General features: G+C 45.5%; 21 protein-coding genes. 9 read left to right on the top strand and 12 right to left on the bottom strand.

What is annotated here, in order from left to right; all coding sequences use genetic code 11:
• The first annotated feature begins 180 nt into the window (after positions 1-180).
• From QQ041_RS06830 to rlmJ, 4 genes are all read left to right on the top strand, one after another.
• Complete coding sequence (locus tag QQ041_RS06830) at positions 181-645, top strand: hypothetical protein (RefSeq protein WP_239719112.1); 465 nt, start codon at positions 181-183, stop codon at positions 643-645.
• 275 nt (positions 646-920) lie between these two features.
• Positions 921-2,720, top strand: a complete 1,800-nt coding sequence (gene secD, locus QQ041_RS06825; RefSeq protein WP_285953395.1) for a protein translocase subunit SecD — start codon at positions 921-923, stop codon at positions 2,718-2,720.
• A 2-nt stretch (positions 2,721-2,722) separates the two neighbouring features.
• Complete coding sequence (gene secF, locus QQ041_RS06820; protein ID WP_239718590.1) at positions 2,723-3,646, top strand: protein translocase subunit SecF; 924 nt, start codon at positions 2,723-2,725, stop codon at positions 3,644-3,646.
• Between the two features lie 201 nt (positions 3,647-3,847).
• A complete protein-coding gene (gene rlmJ, locus QQ041_RS06815) occupies positions 3,848-4,714 on the top strand; it encodes a 23S rRNA (adenine(2030)-N(6))-methyltransferase RlmJ (protein ID WP_285953394.1) in 867 nt (288 codons plus the stop codon).
• A 258-nt stretch (positions 4,715-4,972) separates the two neighbouring features.
• Here the strand turns inward: rlmJ and QQ041_RS06810 are convergent, their stop codons facing one another.
• The 4 genes from QQ041_RS06810 to QQ041_RS06795 form a co-directional block, all read right to left on the bottom strand.
• Complete coding sequence (locus tag QQ041_RS06810; RefSeq protein ID WP_285953393.1) at positions 4,973-5,794, bottom strand: HNH endonuclease signature motif containing protein; 822 nt, start codon at positions 5,792-5,794, stop codon at positions 4,973-4,975.
• Between the two features lie 200 nt (positions 5,795-5,994).
• Positions 5,995-7,083 carry an alkene reductase gene (locus tag QQ041_RS06805; protein ID WP_285953392.1) on the bottom strand — a complete coding sequence of 363 codons (1,089 nt, stop codon included), beginning with the start codon at positions 7,081-7,083 and terminating at the stop codon, positions 5,995-5,997.
• A gap of 57 nt (positions 7,084-7,140) precedes the next feature.
• Positions 7,141-8,364: an MFS transporter gene (locus tag QQ041_RS06800; RefSeq protein WP_285953391.1), complete on the bottom strand. Its 1,224-nt coding sequence runs from the start codon at positions 8,362-8,364 to the stop codon at positions 7,141-7,143.
• Between the two features lie 98 nt (positions 8,365-8,462).
• Complete coding sequence (locus QQ041_RS06795; RefSeq protein ID WP_285953390.1) at positions 8,463-9,146, bottom strand: SDR family oxidoreductase; 684 nt, start codon at positions 9,144-9,146, stop codon at positions 8,463-8,465.
• A 116-nt stretch (positions 9,147-9,262) separates the two neighbouring features.
• Between QQ041_RS06795 and QQ041_RS06790 the strand changes: the two genes are divergently transcribed.
• From QQ041_RS06790 to QQ041_RS06770, 5 genes are all read left to right on the top strand, one after another.
• Positions 9,263-10,198 (top strand): LysR family transcriptional regulator, encoded by a 936-nt coding sequence (locus tag QQ041_RS06790; RefSeq protein ID WP_285953389.1) that lies wholly within the window; start codon positions 9,263-9,265, stop codon positions 10,196-10,198.
• Between the two features lie 108 nt (positions 10,199-10,306).
• On the top strand, positions 10,307-10,699 hold the full coding sequence (locus QQ041_RS06785) for a GFA family protein (protein WP_017070209.1): 393 nt from the start codon (positions 10,307-10,309) through the stop codon (positions 10,697-10,699).
• A gap of 29 nt (positions 10,700-10,728) precedes the next feature.
• Positions 10,729-11,196 carry an OsmC family protein gene (locus tag QQ041_RS06780; protein ID WP_285953388.1) on the top strand — a complete coding sequence of 156 codons (468 nt, stop codon included), beginning with the start codon at positions 10,729-10,731 and terminating at the stop codon, positions 11,194-11,196.
• 122 nt (positions 11,197-11,318) lie between these two features.
• The gene (locus tag QQ041_RS06775) at positions 11,319-12,551 is read left to right on the top strand and encodes a MalY/PatB family protein (protein WP_285953387.1); all 1,233 of its coding nucleotides are present in this window, start codon (positions 11,319-11,321) and stop codon (positions 12,549-12,551) included.
• A gap of 218 nt (positions 12,552-12,769) precedes the next feature.
• Positions 12,770-13,114, top strand: a complete 345-nt coding sequence (locus tag QQ041_RS06770) for a ribosome recycling factor family protein (protein WP_285953386.1) — start codon at positions 12,770-12,772, stop codon at positions 13,112-13,114.
• A 156-nt stretch (positions 13,115-13,270) separates the two neighbouring features.
• Here the strand turns inward: QQ041_RS06770 and QQ041_RS06765 are convergent, their stop codons facing one another.
• The 8 genes from QQ041_RS06765 to QQ041_RS06730 form a co-directional block, all read right to left on the bottom strand.
• The gene (locus tag QQ041_RS06765; RefSeq protein WP_017057644.1) at positions 13,271-13,510 is read right to left on the bottom strand and encodes an RNA-binding protein; all 240 of its coding nucleotides are present in this window, start codon (positions 13,508-13,510) and stop codon (positions 13,271-13,273) included.
• A gap of 131 nt (positions 13,511-13,641) precedes the next feature.
• Entirely contained in the window at positions 13,642-13,905 is a 264-nt protein-coding gene (locus QQ041_RS06760) for a hypothetical protein (RefSeq protein ID WP_017061275.1), read from the bottom strand.
• Positions 13,906-14,146: 241 nt separating this feature from the next.
• On the bottom strand, positions 14,147-14,689 hold the full coding sequence (locus QQ041_RS06755) for a DUF3833 domain-containing protein (RefSeq protein ID WP_285953385.1): 543 nt from the start codon (positions 14,687-14,689) through the stop codon (positions 14,147-14,149).
• On the bottom strand, positions 14,686-15,261 hold the full coding sequence (locus QQ041_RS06750) for a chalcone isomerase family protein (RefSeq protein WP_285953384.1): 576 nt from the start codon (positions 15,259-15,261) through the stop codon (positions 14,686-14,688). The genes QQ041_RS06755 and QQ041_RS06750 overlap by 4 nt, the downstream gene beginning before the upstream one ends.
• Before the next feature lie 3 nt (positions 15,262-15,264).
• On the bottom strand, positions 15,265-15,786 hold the full coding sequence (locus QQ041_RS06745) for a DUF2878 domain-containing protein (RefSeq protein WP_285953383.1): 522 nt from the start codon (positions 15,784-15,786) through the stop codon (positions 15,265-15,267).
• The gene (locus tag QQ041_RS06740) at positions 15,764-17,044 is read right to left on the bottom strand and encodes a cyclopropane-fatty-acyl-phospholipid synthase family protein (RefSeq protein WP_285953382.1); all 1,281 of its coding nucleotides are present in this window, start codon (positions 17,042-17,044) and stop codon (positions 15,764-15,766) included. The genes QQ041_RS06745 and QQ041_RS06740 overlap by 23 nt, the downstream gene beginning before the upstream one ends.
• Positions 17,045-17,162: 118 nt before the next feature.
• A complete protein-coding gene (locus QQ041_RS06735) occupies positions 17,163-17,969 on the bottom strand; it encodes a DUF1365 domain-containing protein (RefSeq protein ID WP_146492624.1) in 807 nt (268 codons plus the stop codon).
• Positions 17,966-19,237 carry an NAD(P)/FAD-dependent oxidoreductase gene (locus tag QQ041_RS06730; protein WP_285953381.1) on the bottom strand — a complete coding sequence of 424 codons (1,272 nt, stop codon included), beginning with the start codon at positions 19,235-19,237 and terminating at the stop codon, positions 17,966-17,968. The genes QQ041_RS06735 and QQ041_RS06730 overlap by 4 nt, the downstream gene beginning before the upstream one ends.

Here is a 19,237-nt window from a genome sequence, read left to right as displayed (position 1 = left end):
TTAAGTCGTTTTAGATCTATGTAAATCTAAATTGCGAGAACGCTTAATCGGTTGCATCGAATCATTTTCTAAAAAAATGTTTTAAATCAAGACAGCGTTTCATTTGTATTGTAGATTGACGATCTACGAGAATGTTGTTTGGATATTAGATTGCTTAAACTGGGTACCCGATTAGTCTTAATGTTGTTTTTACTGAGCTTTGGCTTAGTGAATTCTAACGGCTATTCGTTTCCTTCTAAGCCATTTCAAATATACTCGGCTCAAGAGCAATCTTCACAGAATGACCTGTGTAAACAAGCCGCTACGGATAATCCGTCGAGCTACTTAGAGTGCGATAAGGCTCAGTTTGGCACAGTGCCTTCTGGTGACAGTTCTAACTATCACGACACTGAGTCTAGCCTTCAAGCAGCAAACTTCAGACGTATGCTCAGCAATGAACAAGAAAGCGTGGCTGATCTTGAGCCTGCTTATCATCTACTGATCGACTTCTCTCCCCCTTCATTACTGGCCTCTCTGCTTTTCAATACACCGTTGTTGGATTCTAAGCAGCACTGGACCAGTATTGTGAGTTCTCCGTCTTCCCGGCTTTCTGGGTGGAAAGAGGGCAACATTCAATACTCGCATTTTCGAGAACTTCTTAGCTAATCGTTTGACCCTAAATTGGTCGTATCGATGGTCACTTGTGCCCGTTGAACTCGCCAGTTAACCAAAACAAACATAGCGACATCAGCTTTAGCACCACTATCTTTGAATCAGCTTGTTCTGGTTGTGATTAGCCATCGCTCGTGTTCGCAAAACATTAGACATACCAATCGTAGTAAATAACTGGTCACCCCAGCTGGTTAAAATGCTCGATCACTGCTTTTTTTCGGTGCTATTTTTGAGCACGTATTTACGGTGATTGGTAAAAAGAAGAGATCTTGACTGTGAAAAAACGCATTCCAAGAAAACAAATTAACCACTACTCAAAGTGGAAATACGTGGTGCTTATCGCCACTATCATCATCATGATTCTAAGTGCCTTACCTTCTTGGTATGGTGAGAATGCATCGGTTCAAATTAATAATCGTTCTGAACAGACCATCGATGCGAGTCAAATTACCCAATACCTTGCTAGCGAAGGCATCCAAGCCAAATCTGCATTTCAAAAAGACAACCGTTTGGTTGTGATCTTGGAAGATGCAGAACAGCAAGCGAAGGCCAAGGAAGTACTTAACGAACGTCTTCTAGACAAGGCAACGGTAGCGCTAGCGATGGAGCCTGCAGCACCAAAATGGCTGACTGATATGGGCTTCGCGCCGATTCAGTTAGGGCTTGATTTACGTGGTGGTGTGCAGTTCCTACTCGAAGTGGACATGGAACCGGTTTACCACGCACAAGCGCAATCTGTGGTCGACGAGATCACCAGCCAAGTGCGTTATGCACGCGGTAAAGTGGTCAATAACCAAGTTGAATTTAACTTCCGCACTGATGCAGATTTCGAGAAAGCACAAAAACTGATTCGTGAAGAGTTCCCACAATGGCAACGTGACCGTTCAGATAAATCGCTAACGTTAACTCAGTCTGAAGAAGAGCAAAGAACGCTCCGTAACCTAACGGTTCAACAAAACCTGCAAATCATGCGCAGCCGTATTGAAGAGCTCGGCATCACTGAGGCATCGATTCAACGCCAAGGTGAAAGCCGTATCCGTATCGAACTGCCGGGTGTCCAAGACCCTGCAGCCGCGAAAGACGTGATTGGTGCAACGGCATCATTGGCGTTCTACTCTGTTTACGATAACGCGACGCGTAACACTCAAACGCTAAAAGATACGGATGGCAACCGTGTCGTTGTTGCTCGCAAAGCGGTACTGAGCGGCGAACACATTATCGATGCTCGTAGTGGCATTGGTGAGATGGGCAGCGCAGAAGTAAACATCACGTTGGATTCAGCGGGCGGTAAGAAGATGTCTGAGTTCTCTCGTCATAACATCGGCAAGCCAATGGCAACCGTGTACAGCGAGTACAGCCGTGATAGAGCCGGTAACAGCGAGAAAACCAGTGAAGTGATCAGTGTGGCGAACATCCAGTCTCAATTGGGTAGCCGCTTTAGAATCACAGGTGCAGGCAGCATGGCTGAAGCTCAAGAGCTGGCTCTATTGCTTCGTGCGGGTTCATTGACTGCGCCAGTAACCATCATTGAAGAGCGTACCATTGGCCCGTCTCTGGGTGCTGAAAACGTTACTAACGGCTTTGCTGCTTTGGCACTTGGCCTTGGTCTAACTCTCACGTTTATGGCGCTATGGTACCGCCGCCTTGGTTGGGTTGCGAACGCTGCATTGGTCGTCAACATGACCACACTATTTGGTTTGATAGCGATGCTACCGGGTGCGGTATTAACCCTGCCAGGTATTGCGGGTTTAGTACTGACCGTCGGTATGGCGGTAGACACTAACGTGCTTATCTTCGAACGTATTCGAGACAAGATGAAAGAAGGGCGCAGCTTTGCTAGCTCTATCGACCGTGGTTTCGATAGCGCGTTCTCTTCAATTTTCGATGCTAACGTCACCACCATGATCGTTGCTGTGGCTCTATATACCATTGGTAATGGACCGATTCAGGGCTTCGCCCTGACACTGGGCTTAGGTCTTCTAACCAGTATGTTCACGGGCATTTTTGCTTCACGAGCAATCATCAACTTGGTTTGGGGGCGCGACCAGCGCCATGATGTAAGGATTTAAGCATGAGTATTTCAAATATGACTATTTCAGACAGCAATATGACTCGCCTTCGCAAGGTGATGTCTGTGATTTCTATTGTGCTGTTCATGAGCTCTGTGATGCTTGTGGCAGTGAAAGGTTTCAACTGGGGCTTGGACTTTACTGGCGGTGTGGTGGCCGAAGTTCAGCTTTCTGACCAAGTAACTAAAGACGATTTAAAAACAAAACTTGATGCCGCTTTCCAACAAGACGTGCAAGTGGTTGGTATGGCAGAACAAGACCGCTGGACACTGCGTTACAGCCAATTGACGGATGCACCTCAGCCTAACCTAGTGGATGTTTTGTCATCGGTGAGCGACCAAGTACAAGTGCTTAACAGCAGCGTGGTTGGCCCTCAAGTGGGTCAAGACATGGTTGACCAAGGTGGCTTGGCGGTATTGGTGTGTTTCCTAATGATCATGCTGTACCTGAGTGTTCGATTTGAATGGCGCTTGGCACTGGGTGCGCTTGCCGCGATAATCTATGACGTGACGCTTATCTTGGGTCTGTTCGCTTTTACTCAGTTTGAGTTCAACCTGACCGTATTGGCAGCGGTGTTGGCGATTTTGGGTTATTCATTGAATGACTCGATCATCATTGCCGACCGTGTACGTGAAATGCTGCGTGGTAATCCAAACGGTGATACAGATAACCTGCTTAACGAATCAGTTAAAGCGACGTTCTCACGCACCATGGTGACTTCAGGTACAACGCTAATCACTGTATCAGCGCTTTGGCTACTTGGTGGCGCGGCACTGCAAGGGTTCGCTATTGCATTGGTGGTTGGTATTGTCAGCGGTACGTGGTCTTCAGTTTCTGTCGGCATCACACTGCCTAAGTTACTTGGCCTACAGCCTTGTCACTACCAAGTGAAAGCACCAGTAGAAGTTGAGGGTGAGTACCCTTAAGGTGTTTCTTAGCTAACAGCACGAGTTCGTGAGTAACGTCAGTAAAGCCCTTCGTTTTTAATAAGACGAAGGGCTTTATTTTTTATAAGAGTCAGACAGTTAGTCAAAAGAGAGGCTATTTCAAAAAACGATGGATTGAATAGGCAACAGCGTGTGATATGAAGTATGTTTATATGACGTTAGTAGAAATGAGGCAAGTGAATGGAATATCGACATCAATGTCATGTAGGCGATCATGGGGATGCACTTAAGCATCCAGTATTGAGTGCACTTGTTAAATCATTAATGCAGCAACACTCACGCCTCAATGTTATCGACACACACTCAGGCACAGGGTGTTACGACCTAACCACTGCACCAAGTAATCACGCGGGCGAGTTTGCCGAAGGGGTTGGGTACTTATGGCGAAATAAGGCTTACTTGCCAGAGTCATTTTCTTCTTTTATGTCGGTGCTGGAATACTACAACCCTAATCAACTTATCACGCTGTATCCCGGCTCGGCAGCCATTACCTATCAACAAGGCCGCAGCCAAGATAGCTTCTATTTTTCAGATATTCAGCAAGATGAAGCCGATTTATTGCAAGCCAATATTGAGAAGTTGCAACGCAATCTTGATGTCTCAAGTAAGCTCACCATTAGCGCAGGCGATGGGCTTAAAGCGCTGCCTGATGATGTAGCTAAGCATGATAACCATCATTTGATCGTGATCGACCCACCCTATGAAACCGATGCTGAATATCTCGCAGTGATTGACGCTTTGGTGAAGGCTTATCAGCAATCTGAGAAAGTCTCTGCGCTGATTTGGTATCCGCTGTACACCGATGATAAAAGCTCACTGATTTTGAACCACTGCGTGACAGCGGTGAAAGATGGTTTGCTACCAAGCCCGATTAAATCGGAATTACGACTGCGCGATCCTAAGGGCGATGATCGCCTCATCGGTAGTGGGTTGCTACTGTTTAACCCGCCTCAAGGCATTGCCGGAAAAGTGGCTGACACGCTCGATTATTTACACAATCAGCTCGCAACCAATGGTGAGGGTTATTGGCAAATGAGAAGTCTATAAATCTGATTTATATGGGATTTAAGATTAATTTCTAGACGCTGTTCACTAAATCACTGTTATTTATGTGGTTTAAATTGACCAAACGCTAACTTTTATCGATTGATTAATTGCAGTGAATCATTTAAAAATAGAATATCAATGCGCACAAGTGCATAATGGCTCATAAGTTAAATAATTAAACTAGATTGTGGTTTACCCCCTAAACTGCATAAGGCTCGCACTAGTCACGCGAGCCTTTCTTTTGCCTGAAAGAAATGTTTAAAACAGTTGCTCTTCAATCTTTAGTGCTTTCTCAATGAGTTGTGCGTTGAACTTTACGGCATTTATAGAGTAGTGCGCTTCACGATGACAGGTCGGACAAAGTGCAATCACGTTTTCAGGACAATCTGCACCACCATCAGCCAACCGTGTCAGGTGATGCACTTCTAGGTAAGGGCCTGTCTTGGTCTCAAAAGGCGAAGGCATTTCACAACCTTCACAGATACCATTTGCCCTCTTTTTCGCGTAAAGCTTAATGGCTTCACTACGATATTTTACGTGTGCGAGTTGTTCTTTGGTGTCAGTTTGAAGTGGCGTTGAAGCTAAAGCGATGTCTCGTAATTGCTTCAAGGATTTACTTTTAGTTGGCTTCGTTAGATATGAAGCTTTTGGTGTTTGAATGGTATTACTGACACTTTGTGGGACGATATCTAGATGGAAAACTATTGCATCACGAAGTTGATCGTTCTTGTCGGGGCGTTGCTCAATGTGATGACAGATGTAGTTGCAAACTCCGACGAATCTAACAAAACCAGTTGAGACAGATTCAAACAAGAGAATCTCTTTAAGGTTGTTTTGGTGTTTAAAGATGGCCAAGTTTCCTTTAACCATTTTCATATCACCTTCTTGGCCTTCTCCTGTATATCGGAAAGTGCCGTCTGCACTAAAATCATCAGAGTAGCCAAATTCTTCACCAGCATCGCTAGTGAAGATAAATACATATGGGTGGGCTGCAGGCGTAGCTATACCACCATATTGCTGACCTTTGTAGCGACCGTGTATATCTGTGCGTCGATTGTAAACCTGTCCTACGTTGAACAATGGAGAGTCCTCGTTTCAATTCTAATTATTATTGATATTTCTATAATTTAAATTTGATGTAAAGTTCAAATATAACAGTGGTTTAGGTCAAAATATGCAAGTGAATTTTTGAGTGTGAAAAGGTATCGAATCGGTCACGTTTCTAAAGAGGCAAGCCTGCAGGACTCATGCAGGCTTGGTGTTTATTTAATGTTTTACCACTACAACGTTGGGTAATCGATATAGCCTTTTTCGTTGCCGCCAAACAGAGTAGCACCGTCGAGATCGGATAGTTCGCTGCCGTTTTGTAGGCGTGATACGAGGTCTGGGTTCGCTACGAATGGGCGACCAAATGCGACGAGATCGGCGTAGCCTTTGCTTAATACTTCTTCGGCACGCTGTGGTGTATAGCTGCCAGCGACGATGATAGTGTTGGAAAATAGTTCTCTTAGTTCCACTCGGAAGCTTTCAGGTATCACAGGCGCGTCATCCCAGTCTGCTTCTGATAGGTGCAAGTAAGCGATATCACGTGCTTGCAGCGCCTTTGACGCTTCTAAAATCGTTGGCACGATGTCTGGGCAGTTCATGTCTTTGAAGGTGATGAACGGAGCTAAACGAACACCCACCTTATCGGCACCAATCGCATCAATGACTGCATCTACCACTTCAATCAGAAAGCGAAGCCGATTCTCACGACTGCCACCGTAGTTGTCGGTGCGTTTGTTTGAATTGGTTCTTAAGAATTGATCGATGAGGTAGCCGTTACCACCATGGATTTCGACACCGTTGAATCCTGCCTCTACCGCTTTTTTCGCTGAGTTAGCAAAATCTTGAACAACACGGTTGATGTCTGTTTGGGCCATCTCTCTTGGTTGAATGCAATCCACCATGTTGCCGTTTCCATTCTCATCAGAAATCCAAACTTGAGTTTCTACCGGAGCCAGTGCCGAAGGCGCGATTGGCAGTTCACCTTTTTGGAAGGTTGGATGAGACACTCGACCCACATGCCATAGTTGGCAGAATATCGCAGCACCTTGTTCTTTAGCGGCAGAGGTGACACCTTGCCAGCCTTTCACTTGTTCGCTTGTGTAAACGCCGGGCGTGAATGAGTACCCTTGAGAGTCATCTGAGATTTGCGTGGCTTCGGTGATGATTAAACCTGCACTGGCACGTTGCTGGTAATAGGTTGCCATCATATCGTTTGGCACGTTTCCAGGTTGGCTAGTGCGAGCACGAGTCATGGGTGCCATAACGACACGGTTTTGCAGTTCTAGGCCTTTGAGTTCTGATGTTTCGAATAATTTGTTCATGGTATCTACCTTGTTTTAATTCAGTGTTTTTAGTTTTGTGTTCGGCTATAAGCCGCGTTATTTGCTTTCTGCTGGGCTGAAAATCGAGTTGCTCTGAGGCTTGTCAGCTCGATTGGCTTTAGCGATAAGTAGCAAGCCAATGACAGGGACGACAACGGCTGCGAACGGAATCATTCCTGCGCCCAGTTGGCTGTCGAGTACCATGCCGCCAAGGAATCCACCGAAGGCATTAGCCAAGTTAAACGCTGAGATATTCGCTGTTGCTGCTAGCTCTTGGCCTTCGCCACCATGGTTCATTACTCGAAGTTGCATGGCAGGAACGTTCGCAAATGATGCAATACCAAAGATAAATGCAGCGGCAACGAATAGGATTTTGTTGTCTATCACAAGGCCAACCACAACCAATGACACGATCATTGCGACTGCCCAAAACATGGAAGCTTTGCCGAGGTTTTTATCTGAAGAGCGACCGCCCAAGGTGTTACCTATGATTAAGCCGACACCAACAATCACTAAGATCCAAGTTACTGACTCTTGGCCGTAACCCGTGATGTGCATGGCGATTGGCGCAAGGTAGCCGTAAAGCGTCATAAAGCCAGACCAGGCAAAAGCGGTGATTGCCAAGCTGATAAGCAGCATTGGATTTTTGAACGCCATAAGCTGAGTTTTGATGTCTTTCGCTTCGCTGTGACCTGTTGATTTGATTGACGTTAAGATTGAAATCATCGCAACTGTGCCAAGTGCCGCAACGGTAAAGAAGGTGGTGTGCCAACCGAATTGCAAGCTCACCCAAGTACCGGCTGGAACGCCAAGAACGTTAGCGAGCGTTAAGCCTGCGAACATTTGACCAACGGCGCGACCTGCCATTTTCTCAGACACTAAATTAGTCGCGACAACCGCCCCAATGCCATAGAAAGGACCTTGCACTAAGCCTGCGATAACACGGCTTGCCAGTAGAAGTGGATAGCTTGGCGCTAAGGCGGATAACACGTTGCCAATAATGAACAGCGCCATTAGCCCAATCAGCACCATCTTCTTATTAAAGCGTGCAAGGTAGATGGTTAAGATTGGCCCGCCGATAACGATAGCTAGCGCATACGCACTGATTAGATAGCCCGCTTGGCCTTCGGTGATCGAAAGGGAAGTCGCAATTTGTGGAAGAATGCCTGCGATAACAAACTCAGCCGTGCCGATTGCAAATGCAGCGAGTGTCAGTATCCAAACTTGGAATGGAATCTTTTCTTTATGGATAGTTTCTTGGTGGACGGTTTCTTGTTTCATGATGATCTACCTATTTAAATTCTTGTTTGTTAGGACGTTTAGATACACGTCCTAACGATTGTTCTTTGTGTCTTTGCGAGGTGTCTTTGCGAGGTGTCTTAGCCGAGCTGCGCACCGCCATCGATGTCGATGATTGAGCCTGTCACGTATGGGTTATTGATCGCGAATAGGTAACCCATGGCGATCTCTGAAGCTTCGCCAACCTTGCCCGTGGGTAAGTTGTTTTTGGCGTTGTCGTACATGGCTGAGCGGGCTGTGTCGTCCATGTTTTTGTAGGCTGTTGTCATGGTTAAGCCCGGACTTACGGCGTTGACTCGGATTGGCGATAGTTCTTTTGCAAGCACCTTAGTTACGCTTTCAAGTGCAGCGTTGATGGCGGTTTTTACGTAAGTGCCAGCGACAACTTTGCGTGACAACATGCCTGTGGTGAGTGTGATAGAACCGTTGGGCTTCATGTAACGTGCAGCATGCTTAGCAACGTTTAGGCTGCCCCAGAATTTGGTGTCAAATGCCGTTTTCGCGTCTTCAATAGCAACGTCAGTCACCTTTCCAGCCGGAGCGGATGAGCCTGCCGTGACCACCAAGTGATCGAATGGACCAATGGATTCGAAGTATTCGCAAATCGACTTTTCATTGCTGATATCAACACCGGTGTGTCGGCTGGCAATGTGTACTGTGTTGTCTTCGTTTCTCAATTTCATCGCCAATGCTTTACCGATACCTGACGTGCCACCAATGATGACGAAAGTGTTCTTTTCTTGGTTCGCTAGTGTGTTGTTCATGGTCTGAATTCCTGCGTGTTCTGCTGATGGTTGTTATTATATTTGTTCGACTAAATTTGATAATTGGCTAAAATACAAATTCATTATTCGGATTAGCTGAATAGTAGGAGAGGTGAATGGACAAGTTTTCAGATATGGCGATGTTCGTCAGTATCGTAAAGCATCATGGGTTAGCGGCGGCGGGGCGAGAGTTAGGACTTTCTCCTGCGACCATGACAGCAAGGCTTCAGGCGTTGGAAGAGCGTTATGGTGTGAAGTTGTTGAATCGAAGCACAAGACATGTGTCTTTGACTGACTCAGGCGAGCTGTATTACAAGGCGTGTCTGGAGATATTGGATAATGTCAGTGAGGCTGAAAACCTGATTCAAAATGGCGTCAAAGAAGTCAAAGGCCCACTAAAGATCGCGGCACCGAAAGACATAGGCAAGCAGTACATCCTGCCAATCTTGTCGGAGTTTTGTCAGCAGTACCCTGATGTGGTTCCTTACCTGTATTTGAACGACAACCTGTCGAATATTGCCGAGTCAGGTATGGATATTGTGATCCGCTATGGGGAACTGGTCGACAGCAGTTTGATATCTCGACGTTTGTCTCCTAGCCGACGTGTGTTGTGTGCCTCTCCTGAATATCTTGCCAAGCATGGGACGCCATTGACGCCACAAGATTTGGTCGAGCACGATTGTTTGGCGATGCTGCGCAGCAATGAAGAACTCAAGACATGGCACTTCCAAGACCACGACATGAAAAAGTCGATTACCGTAGTGCCAAAGCGATTCTCAGACGATGGTGAAGTGATTCGTTACTGGGCATTAAAAGGCGAGGGTATCGCGCTTAAATCAGTGCTGGATGTGCAAGATGACATCAATAACCAACGCCTTGTGACTTTGCTTAATGGTTACATGAAGAACTTCAATACCTCGACTTCCGTATCAAGTGCCGACTTGAATGTGGTGTACATCAGCAAGAAATATCAGCCAAAGCGTATTCGACTGTTTTTGGATTATCTTCTTGAGAACTTCAGTGGTTTGGTCGAGAGGTCAGACAAAGAATAGACGCTCATCTACCCATGACGGATCTCTCGAACTCAGCGCCAGCTAACGGACAGAAAATACCGGACTGGTTATGATACCTGCAACATAAGGACGTGATTGGAGAGATAAATGAAAGTCGTCGGTAACACGGTTATCCAACCTTTTCACAAAGCCACCTGCCATTGTGGCGCAGTCGAATTAGAACTCAGCCTACCTAACGGAATAGAAAAGCCACGCCGATGTGATTGTTCTATCTGCCGTCGTAGAGGCGCGATTGTGGGCTCTGTGGCGCTGGATGGTATTAAGATCCTCAAAGGCGCGGAGCATCTCAAGCTTTACCAGTTTAATACCAATACCGCTAAGCACTACTTCTGCTCAAACTGCGGTATCTATACGCATCATCAACGCCGCTCAAGCCCAAATGAATATGGTTTTAATATCGGTTGCTTGGAAGGGGTAAACCCTTTTGATATTGGAGATGTAGTGACCAACGATGGTGTCAATCACCCAGCTGATCGATAATTTATTGAGCATTAAAAAGGGAAGGAATTATGTCTGAATACGGAGCAGTCATTCGCTGGCAAAAAGCGGAAAATGAAGCCTTTAGCGATAATCAGTACAGCCGCGGCCACACATGGGAGTTCGATGGCGGTGTTACTGTGCCTGCTTCGTCCTCTACACATGTTGTGCCACTGCCGTTTTCGGTGGAAGCGAATGTTGACCCTGAAGAAGCCTTTATTGCGGCACTTTCTAGCTGTCATATGCTGACGTTGTTGGGCATTGCTGCAAAACAGAAGTACGTAATTGACTCTTATGTCGATGATGCGATAGGTGTGCTGGAAGAAGATGAATCAGGCCGCTCATCGGTTACCACGGTGACTCTACGACCTGAGATTGTTTTTTTAGGTACTAAACAACCCACCGCTAAACAACTCGACAAGCTTCATCATTTGGCGCACAAAAACTGCTTTATCGCTAATTCGGTCAAGACTGAGATAAAGGTAGAAACACGAAATTAGTTTGTACTTTTCAGATTATTTTCTAAAAGCTTCGTCTTTTTGATTATGCCATCGTCTTAAGGGTATTCATGCAATCCAGTGGATTGTAAAAAAGACCGAACAACCTATTTGAGGGCTCCTCCATGACAGCGTTTAAGAGTACATCTAACTACGGTGAGAATGCGTTTATCAAAAGCAAACCGCAGATGCTACAGAACATTTATAACACCACAGATGTATTCCCATATTGGGTTGCCGATATGGATTTTCAGGTCGCGGAACCGATCACTCAAGAGCTGAATCGTTTGGTTGAGCGCGGTGTGTACTCTTATGAGTTTCATGAGCAAGCGGTGTTTGAAGCGCTTTCTCAATGGTACTCAAAGCGTCATGGTTTAAACCTTTCGGCTGATAAGTTTGTTCAGGTGCCGGGTGTACTTTCTGGGATCGCATTGTTACTGCGCCAATTCACCAACGAAGGCGATGGTGTGCTGATCCATACGCCGGCGTATCACCAGTTTTCTAACTTGGTGAATAAAGCAAATCGTCAGGTGGTGAAGAGCCCATTTATCAATGATGAGCAAGGCTACCGCATTGATTTCGATGGTATGGAACTGCAGATCATCGAACACAAAGTTAAAACGATGATTTTCTGTAATCCACATAACCCAACAGGTCGCGTGTGGACGCCGCAAGAAGTGACACAGGTTATCGAGATTGCTAAGCGTCATGATGTGTTGATCATCAGTGATGAAATCCACTCAGACATTATCTTTGAAGGTCACGCTTTCACGAGCTTGACCAGCTTTGATTACGACAAGGTCATCACCTTGATTGGCTCTCCGGCCAAAACCTTCGGTATGCACAGCATCTCAAACGGCTATGTGTACACGAACAACAATGAGCTATTTGAAGCGTTCAAAGCTAACGTAGCGGCGATGTATCTTGACCATGGTAATGCCTTGACCACGTTTGCGACGATTGCCGCCTTTGAAAAGGGTGAAGAGTGGCTAGACGGCATGTTGGTGTATCTGCAAGACACGGTTAAGTGGATCTCTGAGTTTGCTGCGCAGCGCATCCCTCAATTGAAAGTGTTCCAACCGCAAGGCACTTATCAAGTGTGGTTTGATTTCTCTGAGTTAGGTTTCTCGGAAGAAGAGTTAAAGAACGTGGTGTTTGAGCAAGCTAAAATGGGGTTAACGCCGGGCGGCTGGTTTGGCGCTGAGAGTTATCATTTTATGCGAATGAACATCGCCACTTCGCATGACAATATTGAGCAATCATTTACTGCGTTGGCTGATGCGATTGATTGCTTTGAGCGAGGCTCTGTGGTGAACTCAAATTGTTGCGATAAAGGCAATTCTAAAAGCTGCTGCTAAACCTTAAGGATAAACGGCAAGCGTTGAAATCAGAACGCATAACGGCACAGCTTTAAAATCCGATTAGAATAAAATAACCGCGAGTCTGCATAGCGCATGACTGGCGGTTTTTTTGTGTCTGTGTAATCCTACTCATGGTTTTATTGAGTTGTGATTGAAGTGCTGAGTCGCGAGTACATAGCGCTTCATGATTGATAGAGATTGGTTGGCAGAGAGTTATGTTTAGCGTCCCACTGAATAGTTTTGTACATCGTGTGAGTGATAAAAGCCAAGTGATGGCGAATGCGACTGAGTGTGGATGCCAGTTGAAGCGAGTTCGTCGTTCACGCAATTGGTTATTGGTGGCTCAAGAACATCAACTTATTGAATTTAAAACCCTGCTCACCCATGAAAAAGACGGTTGGATAGCAATTGCAATCGACAAAGTACTGCCTAAACCTGTGGTGTGTTTGGCTTCGCTGTTAGAAGCAACACCTACGATGACGGTCGCTCAGTTGGTGATGGAATCTGGATGTTCAATGGCAGAAGCAAGGCGTGCTATTGATGAACATGAAGGATTATAAACGCGAGCATTAAGTATGCCGGTCGTGTTGTAAAAAGAGAATCGCGAGTAGCAAAAAGCCCGTAACGATATTACGTTTTTCAGCGGAATATCGTTACGGGCTTTATCATCTGTGTTGCATTAAGCTAAGCCACGTGGCTTATCAAGCGTGGCTCGATTAAGAGTTCGCTACTTTTACACGAATCGTGTTTTTGCCAAGCTTAGTCATGTTTAGCTTGTTTAGTGCTGCTTTAGCTTCTTCGTGCTCTGGCATTTCAACAAAAGCAAAGCCTTTTGAGTCGCCAGTTTCTTGGTCTAAAACTAGGCTGCACTCTTTTACTGAACCAAACTCAGAAAATAGCACACGGATGTCTTGCTCAGAAGTAGAGCGCGATAGGTTACGAACTAGAAGTTTCATAATAAACCTTGAATATGAATTTACGCCGAGTATTGTCGCACATTTTTGTGCCCACCCTGACATAATAATTTGAGATCACGCTTGCTTGGTTTTATTACGCAGAGCCAGCGCTTTTGAGTAGTCAAACGTGATTATTCGTCGTCGAACTGTTTGATGGTGAACGCATCTTCGATTCGGTTAAGCTCTTCTTGTTCTTTTACTCGCTTCTCTTCTTGAAGAGTCGCTCTCGTTTCGTTGAAACGTTTTTTCTCTGACTTAGTCAGGAATTTTACAGCTTTTTTGTTGGTCAGTGCGTAAGCAACTACGTCTTCACCTTTTTCTCTGCGGTCGTTTACGCGTTGTGAGAAACGTTCATTATCGCGAGCTTTACGCTCCGCTGAGGTCAACTTGCTCATGCTTTAAAGCCTTTTCAATTATTCATGGTAGGGGATCTACGCTAAGCGAAACAAACAGGAACTACTGAGTATGAGTCTAGCCCATTTGCATGCTGGTGGCGCATCTTAGCACAGAGGCTTAAGCATACAGGTATGCTATTCGAGGGATTAAACAAAACAGCCCACAATTTTCGTTATGGGCTGTTACGTACTGTAGTTGTAGTTATTGCTTTGAAGCTGACAGTCAGAAACGGCAGTTAAATCAAATCTTCTCGATGTATAAGATGACCTCTCCCACTTTAAAGCCAAACTTGGACATCTCAGTTTTGTTGAACAAGCGTTTGTCGTCCATTAAGAACATCCAATCATCGAGCACCACCTCATAAGTGCTGCCGTCTACTTGGATTTCTAGGTCATATTTCCAATACAGAGCCGAACCTTGGGTCTCGCCATAGGCAGTACCCACTACATCATTGGCAGTGCCTGAATAGGTGTTTTCACCGGTTTTTATCAGATTCCAAACGCGAGTTGAGCGCTCGCCATCAGCAAAAGAGAACCACTCTTTTATCTCTCCGTTGTCACCGTCCCAAGTCGCGATAAGTTTGGCATCAAAGCGGCGCAGTAGGTTACCAGAGCGGTCGAGTACCATGCCGTAGGCCATTAGCTCGCCATTAAAAAAGGTTTCAAGTTTGAGCTCTGGCGTAGTGTCTACGTGATCTTTTAAACTTGCAGAGCCACATCCAGCTAGCCAAGTGAGAGAAAGCAGTGTCATAGCGAATTTTATCATTGTTGTTTTTGGATTCATTTATTTAAACCTAATAGTTGTTTGCGAAGACCGGGCTCGGATGTGTTTTCAGATAACCAGATCGCTAAGAAGGCCTCACCAAATTGTTTGTCTTGGATTACCCCAATTGGTTGCTCATCAAAGTAAAAGCGGCTGACATTATCTTCAGCTACGCGAATCGTGAGAGTGCTTCCTGCTTCTACGTTTGGCCACATCGCGTACAACGGCTTCAACCAACGTTGAATGTTGATGTTAGAGTAGCCAAGCTTGTTCCATTGATCTTCGGTTGCATCGACTAAGTCTTTGCTATCGATAGCGCGGTAATATTCAAGCTTGAGTGCGCGCTCGGAATTGGTTGGTGTGGCATAGAATTCAGCAGAGTAGAGTGTCCAAAATAGGTAACTCATTTCGCCTTGGCCGCGTTTATTTAAGTCATCGACGGCTGAGGCTTTTGCGCTTCCGGTAAATAGAATCGCTGCAAGGATTAGCGATAAAGTGATGAAGGCGAAGAGTTTGTTTTTTAGTTGTTGATGAGCGCGAACAATAACGCTCTCAGGTTTGAACGTTTGTCTCGGGTTGCGTGGATAAGCCATAAGTCACCTCGATAATGCCATTTTAGGTTGTACTAAGTTGGAGTAGGCGGCCACCAGTAAGGGCAACAAAATCCCCCAGCTTATTGCAAGGGCAGCAACTACCGATGCATCTGGCCAAGTAGTCAGAAGGGCACCTGCTTTGATGCCTCCCCAATAACTACTAGTACCTGCTACGAACCCTATGACAAACAAGATCACTTTCGAGCATTTTAAAAGCCAATTTAGGCTGTGATTGAAGCTGATTAAAAACATGACCCACAGGCATACAAGCCACACTGGGAATATGGTTTGATTGGCGATATCAGGATCAACAGCGAACACGCCAAAATGAAGCATCAAGCTATCGAGCAGTAGCCCCAAAGGTAACAAACAGAGGATTTTGAGATCGCTACTGCGAGTCGGTGATAGGAGGAAGTGAACCACTACAATCAGTGGTGTGACGAACGGGGCTTGCGCTGTAAAGAAGGCACTGCAAACCCAGGTCGCTTGAAACAGTACGAGATTAATAATCCAAAACCGTTTCATCTTTTGCTCCAAAGTAACGAGGTTTTCTTGCGACTAAATGGTGAGTGCTGATCACTCGCTCTTTGAATGCACCTTCACAGTAGCAGAAGTAGAAGATCCACAAGCGCTTAAACTCTTCTGAATAGCCGAGAGACTCAAGTTCTTCCCAGCTATTTTCAAAGGCGATGTTCCAGTCGTTAAGCGTTCGAGCGTAGTGTAGGCCAATGTCGTCAATCTTTTGAACCACAAGGTCGGTACTGGTCGCAAGGTGTTGTGTCATGACTGAAACGGAGGGTAAACAGCCACCTGGGAAGATGTACTTCTGAATAAAGTCGACGCCCTTACGGTATTTATCGTAACGGCTGTCAGCAATCGTAATTGCTTGAATCAGCATCTTGCCTGAAGGTTTGAGTAGCGACGAACATTTTTCAAAGAAGGTTTGTAGATATTCATGGCCGACCGCTTCTATCATCTCGATAGAGACCAACTTGTCATACTTACCTGCAAGGTTGCGATAATCCTCTTTAAGTAGGGTGATTTTGTCGGTTAAACCAAGTGCTTTGACTCTCTGTTCTGCAAGTGCGTGTTGGGCATCTGAGATTGTGGTTGTAGTGACATGACAACCGTAGTGTTGCGCCATGAAGATGGCTAAGCCACCCCAGCCAGTGCCTATCTCAACCACGCTATCCGATTCCGAAAGTTCTAAACGCTCGCAGATGGTTTTCATCTTGTTTTGTTGTGCTTTGGATAGGGTTTGTGCATCTTCGCTATAGATAGCGGATGAGTATTGCATCGAACTGTCTAGGAAGCGTTCATACAGCTCGTTACCAATGTCGTAGTGAGCCAGAATGTTGCGTTTAGATCCTTGCTCGGTATTGGCATTCTTACGGCGTAACAGCAGATTTTTGATGCGAGATATCCACTGTGTTTTGTCGTCCAACTCGTCTAGTTGCGCTTGGTTGCGCGCCATGATCTGAATAACACGAGTCAGATTCGGGCTAGTCCATTTACCATCAATGTAGGCTTCGGATGCCCCGATACTGCCGTTGATGACAACATCTCTAAAAAAGGTCGCGTCATGAATCACGATTCGACCTTTCAATTCGGCTTCTCGATCACCAAATACCGAATGTTGGTCGCGCTCAATGATCTCAAGCGTGGCGAATTGTAGGCTTTCTAAAACCTTGAAGATTAAAGCTCGATATTTACAGTTGCTTGAAACAGCAACGGCTTTAGCTTGTTGTTCAATGTTGTTGTTTTGTTTGGCAAGCTGTTCCATGTAAACCTCGCTGATAACTCATTCTAATATTTTGTGCCAACTAAGCTGGGTTATGCCTCTTGGTTGGAGCGAACCCAAGCTTGGGTCGAGTTCTATTATTTAGTTGCTGTTAAGACGCTTAAGATGTTGAGTCTGGATGCGCCACAAACGGTACTTTTTTCAGGAATAATTTGAGAGCCTGATAATAAATTCCCATCACGACTTTTATCGTCATCGCCGGAATCTTGAATACTGTCCGTCTAATGTTTGTCTTGGTTACTGACTGTTTTGTCAGAGCTAGTGTCGCATCGAAAAGCTTGTCGTCTCGGCGGCTTTCGATGTGGACTAACGTGCGTTTCGCTGGTGGCTTAATCTTCCAAAAATAAGTCATGTTCAAGTCCATGAACGGCGAAACGTGAAACTCTTTTTTTACCTTTAATTCTTGGTGCATGTCGATGAGATAGTAATGTCTTTCTCGCCAAGGCGTGTTACTCACCTCAGCCAGCATGTACTTACAATCTCCAGTCTCGTCATAACAGAAGAAACAGTTGATTGGGCTGAAATAGATACCTAAACAGCGACACTGAGCCAGCATCGTCACACGGTTTGAATCAGACCAAACACCATCAAGTTGTTGCACTTTGGAAGCTATACGTTGCTTAAGTGATTTTGGTTCATCCGTTGAGACATTTTCTTTTTTTTCAGCGAGATAATCCGATTCGACAAAGCGAATCGGGTTATACCATCGAGTTCCGAACAGAGCACTGCGCGCTGTGGTTTGGGGCAGTTCATCAAGATCTAACCCCATCATATAAAGCTGATAACTGAACTCGTGGGTGATGTCGCCAAAACGGCGATGTCTGACATTACCCCAATAGATACCGCTGAGCTCTTCACTCTTTTCGGATGTGATCCCCATGTCGGGTGTCATGGTGTGCGTGTTCATAATGTCGAACTCGTACTCAAATCTAAGCCGAAGCGTTTGGTCACATCAAGCGCGCTATGAACGCCATCTTCGTGGAATCCGTTGTACCAGTAAGCGCCTGCGAAATGCGTATTCTGTTTACCGCAAATTCGATCTCGCTGTTGTTGTGCGTTGACCGTGTTGGAGTTCAATACTGGGTGGTGATATACAAAGCTGCGAATGATTTTCTCTGGGTCGATGGCTTCGCTTTGATTCAAGGTGACGCAGAAGGTGTCTTGGCTTTCGATGCCTTGCAGAATGTTCATGTTGTAAGTCACACAGGCAGGTCGTTTACTGTCGCCATCCAACATGTAGTTCCAGCTTGCCCAAGCCAGTTTTCTGTCTGGTAATAAGCGAATATCGGTGTGCAGAACCACGTCATTGCGGCTGTATGGGATCTCGCCCAGTACCTGTTGCTCTTGCTCTGTCGCATCACCAAGCAGATGTAAGGCTTGGTCTGAGTGACAGGCAAAGATTACTTCGTCGAAGTTTTGTGTGCTGCCATCTTCAAATTCAACCGTGACACTCGTTTCTTGGCGAGTGACTTGTTTAATCGATGTATTCAGTGCAACAGGCTTACTCAAACGTGAAAGGATAATTTCAACGTAAGAGCGCGACCCTTTAGGAATCACATACCATTGTGGACGGTTCGCGATGTCGAGTAGCCCGTGGTTGTAGAAGAATTGAATGAAGAATTTAAGCTCAAATTCTTCCATCTCCTCTAAGCTTGTCGACCAAATTGCCGCGCCCATAGGTAAGATGTAGTGCTGGCTGAAAAAATCGGAAAATTGATTGTCGCGCAGGAAGCAGCCCAAGGTAACATCCGGTGTGAACTTATTGCTTTCGAATTGAGCCTTACACAGTTTGTTGAACTTGAGAATGTCAGATACCAAAGACCAAAATTGAGGTTTGAAAATATTACTTCGTTGAGCGAACAGAGAGTTGATGCTGTGGCCGTTGTATTCAAACTTAGTCGTTGTGTTGTGAACGCTGAAACTCATCTCGGTAGGTTGCCTTTCAACACCGAGTTGTTCGAGTAGCTGATTGAAATTTGGATAGGTTCGATCATTGAATACGATGAAACCGGTATCTATCGAAAACGCCGAGCCTTGATGTTCAATATCAACGGTGGCTGTGTGGCCCCCAACATAATCGTTTTTTTCGAATACGGTCACATCGTGGTGCTTATCTAATATGTGTGCGCAAGTGAGTCCAGAGATACCTGACCCAATAATGGCGATTTTCTTCAT

Source organism: Vibrio sp. TMPB1044, from assembly GCF_030442075.1.
Taxonomy (GTDB): domain Bacteria; phylum Pseudomonadota; class Gammaproteobacteria; order Enterobacterales; family Vibrionaceae; genus Vibrio; species Vibrio satsumensis.
The sequence above is the reverse complement of the archived record's forward strand: the minus strand, read 5'-3'. Positions and strand labels throughout refer to the sequence as shown.

Excerpts from the sequence above, each read along its gene's own strand:
- QQ041_RS06830 (WP_239719112.1), top strand. The coding sequence starts at position 181 with ATGTTGTTTTTACTGAGCTTTGGCTTAGTGAATTCTAACGGCTATTCG.
- secF (WP_239718590.1), top strand. The coding sequence starts at position 2,723 with ATGAGTATTTCAAATATGACTATTTCAGACAGCAATATGACTCGCCTT.
- rlmJ (WP_285953394.1), top strand. The coding sequence starts at position 3,848 with ATGGAATATCGACATCAATGTCATGTAGGCGATCATGGGGATGCACTT.
- QQ041_RS06805 (WP_285953392.1), bottom strand. The coding sequence starts at position 7,083 with ATGAACAAATTATTCGAAACATCAGAACTCAAAGGCCTAGAACTGCAA.
- QQ041_RS06800 (WP_285953391.1), bottom strand. The coding sequence starts at position 8,364 with ATGAAACAAGAAACCGTCCACCAAGAAACTATCCATAAAGAAAAGATT.
- QQ041_RS06795 (WP_285953390.1), bottom strand. The coding sequence starts at position 9,146 with ATGAACAACACACTAGCGAACCAAGAAAAGAACACTTTCGTCATCATT.
- QQ041_RS06790 (WP_285953389.1), top strand. The coding sequence starts at position 9,263 with ATGGACAAGTTTTCAGATATGGCGATGTTCGTCAGTATCGTAAAGCAT.
- QQ041_RS06785 (WP_017070209.1), top strand. The coding sequence starts at position 10,307 with ATGAAAGTCGTCGGTAACACGGTTATCCAACCTTTTCACAAAGCCACC.
- QQ041_RS06780 (WP_285953388.1), top strand. The coding sequence starts at position 10,729 with ATGTCTGAATACGGAGCAGTCATTCGCTGGCAAAAAGCGGAAAATGAA.
- QQ041_RS06775 (WP_285953387.1), top strand. The coding sequence starts at position 11,319 with ATGACAGCGTTTAAGAGTACATCTAACTACGGTGAGAATGCGTTTATC.
- QQ041_RS06770 (WP_285953386.1), top strand. The coding sequence starts at position 12,770 with ATGTTTAGCGTCCCACTGAATAGTTTTGTACATCGTGTGAGTGATAAA.
- QQ041_RS06765 (WP_017057644.1), bottom strand. The coding sequence starts at position 13,510 with ATGAAACTTCTAGTTCGTAACCTATCGCGCTCTACTTCTGAGCAAGAC.
- QQ041_RS06760 (WP_017061275.1), bottom strand. The coding sequence starts at position 13,905 with ATGAGCAAGTTGACCTCAGCGGAGCGTAAAGCTCGCGATAATGAACGT.
- QQ041_RS06755 (WP_285953385.1), bottom strand. The coding sequence starts at position 14,689 with ATGAATCCAAAAACAACAATGATAAAATTCGCTATGACACTGCTTTCT.
- QQ041_RS06750 (WP_285953384.1), bottom strand. The coding sequence starts at position 15,261 with ATGGCTTATCCACGCAACCCGAGACAAACGTTCAAACCTGAGAGCGTT.
- QQ041_RS06745 (WP_285953383.1), bottom strand. The coding sequence starts at position 15,786 with ATGAAACGGTTTTGGATTATTAATCTCGTACTGTTTCAAGCGACCTGG.
- QQ041_RS06740 (WP_285953382.1), bottom strand. The coding sequence starts at position 17,044 with ATGGAACAGCTTGCCAAACAAAACAACAACATTGAACAACAAGCTAAA.
- QQ041_RS06735 (WP_146492624.1), bottom strand. The coding sequence starts at position 17,969 with ATGAACACGCACACCATGACACCCGACATGGGGATCACATCCGAAAAG.
- QQ041_RS06730 (WP_285953381.1), bottom strand. The coding sequence starts at position 19,237 with ATGAAGAAAATCGCCATTATTGGGTCAGGTATCTCTGGACTCACTTGC.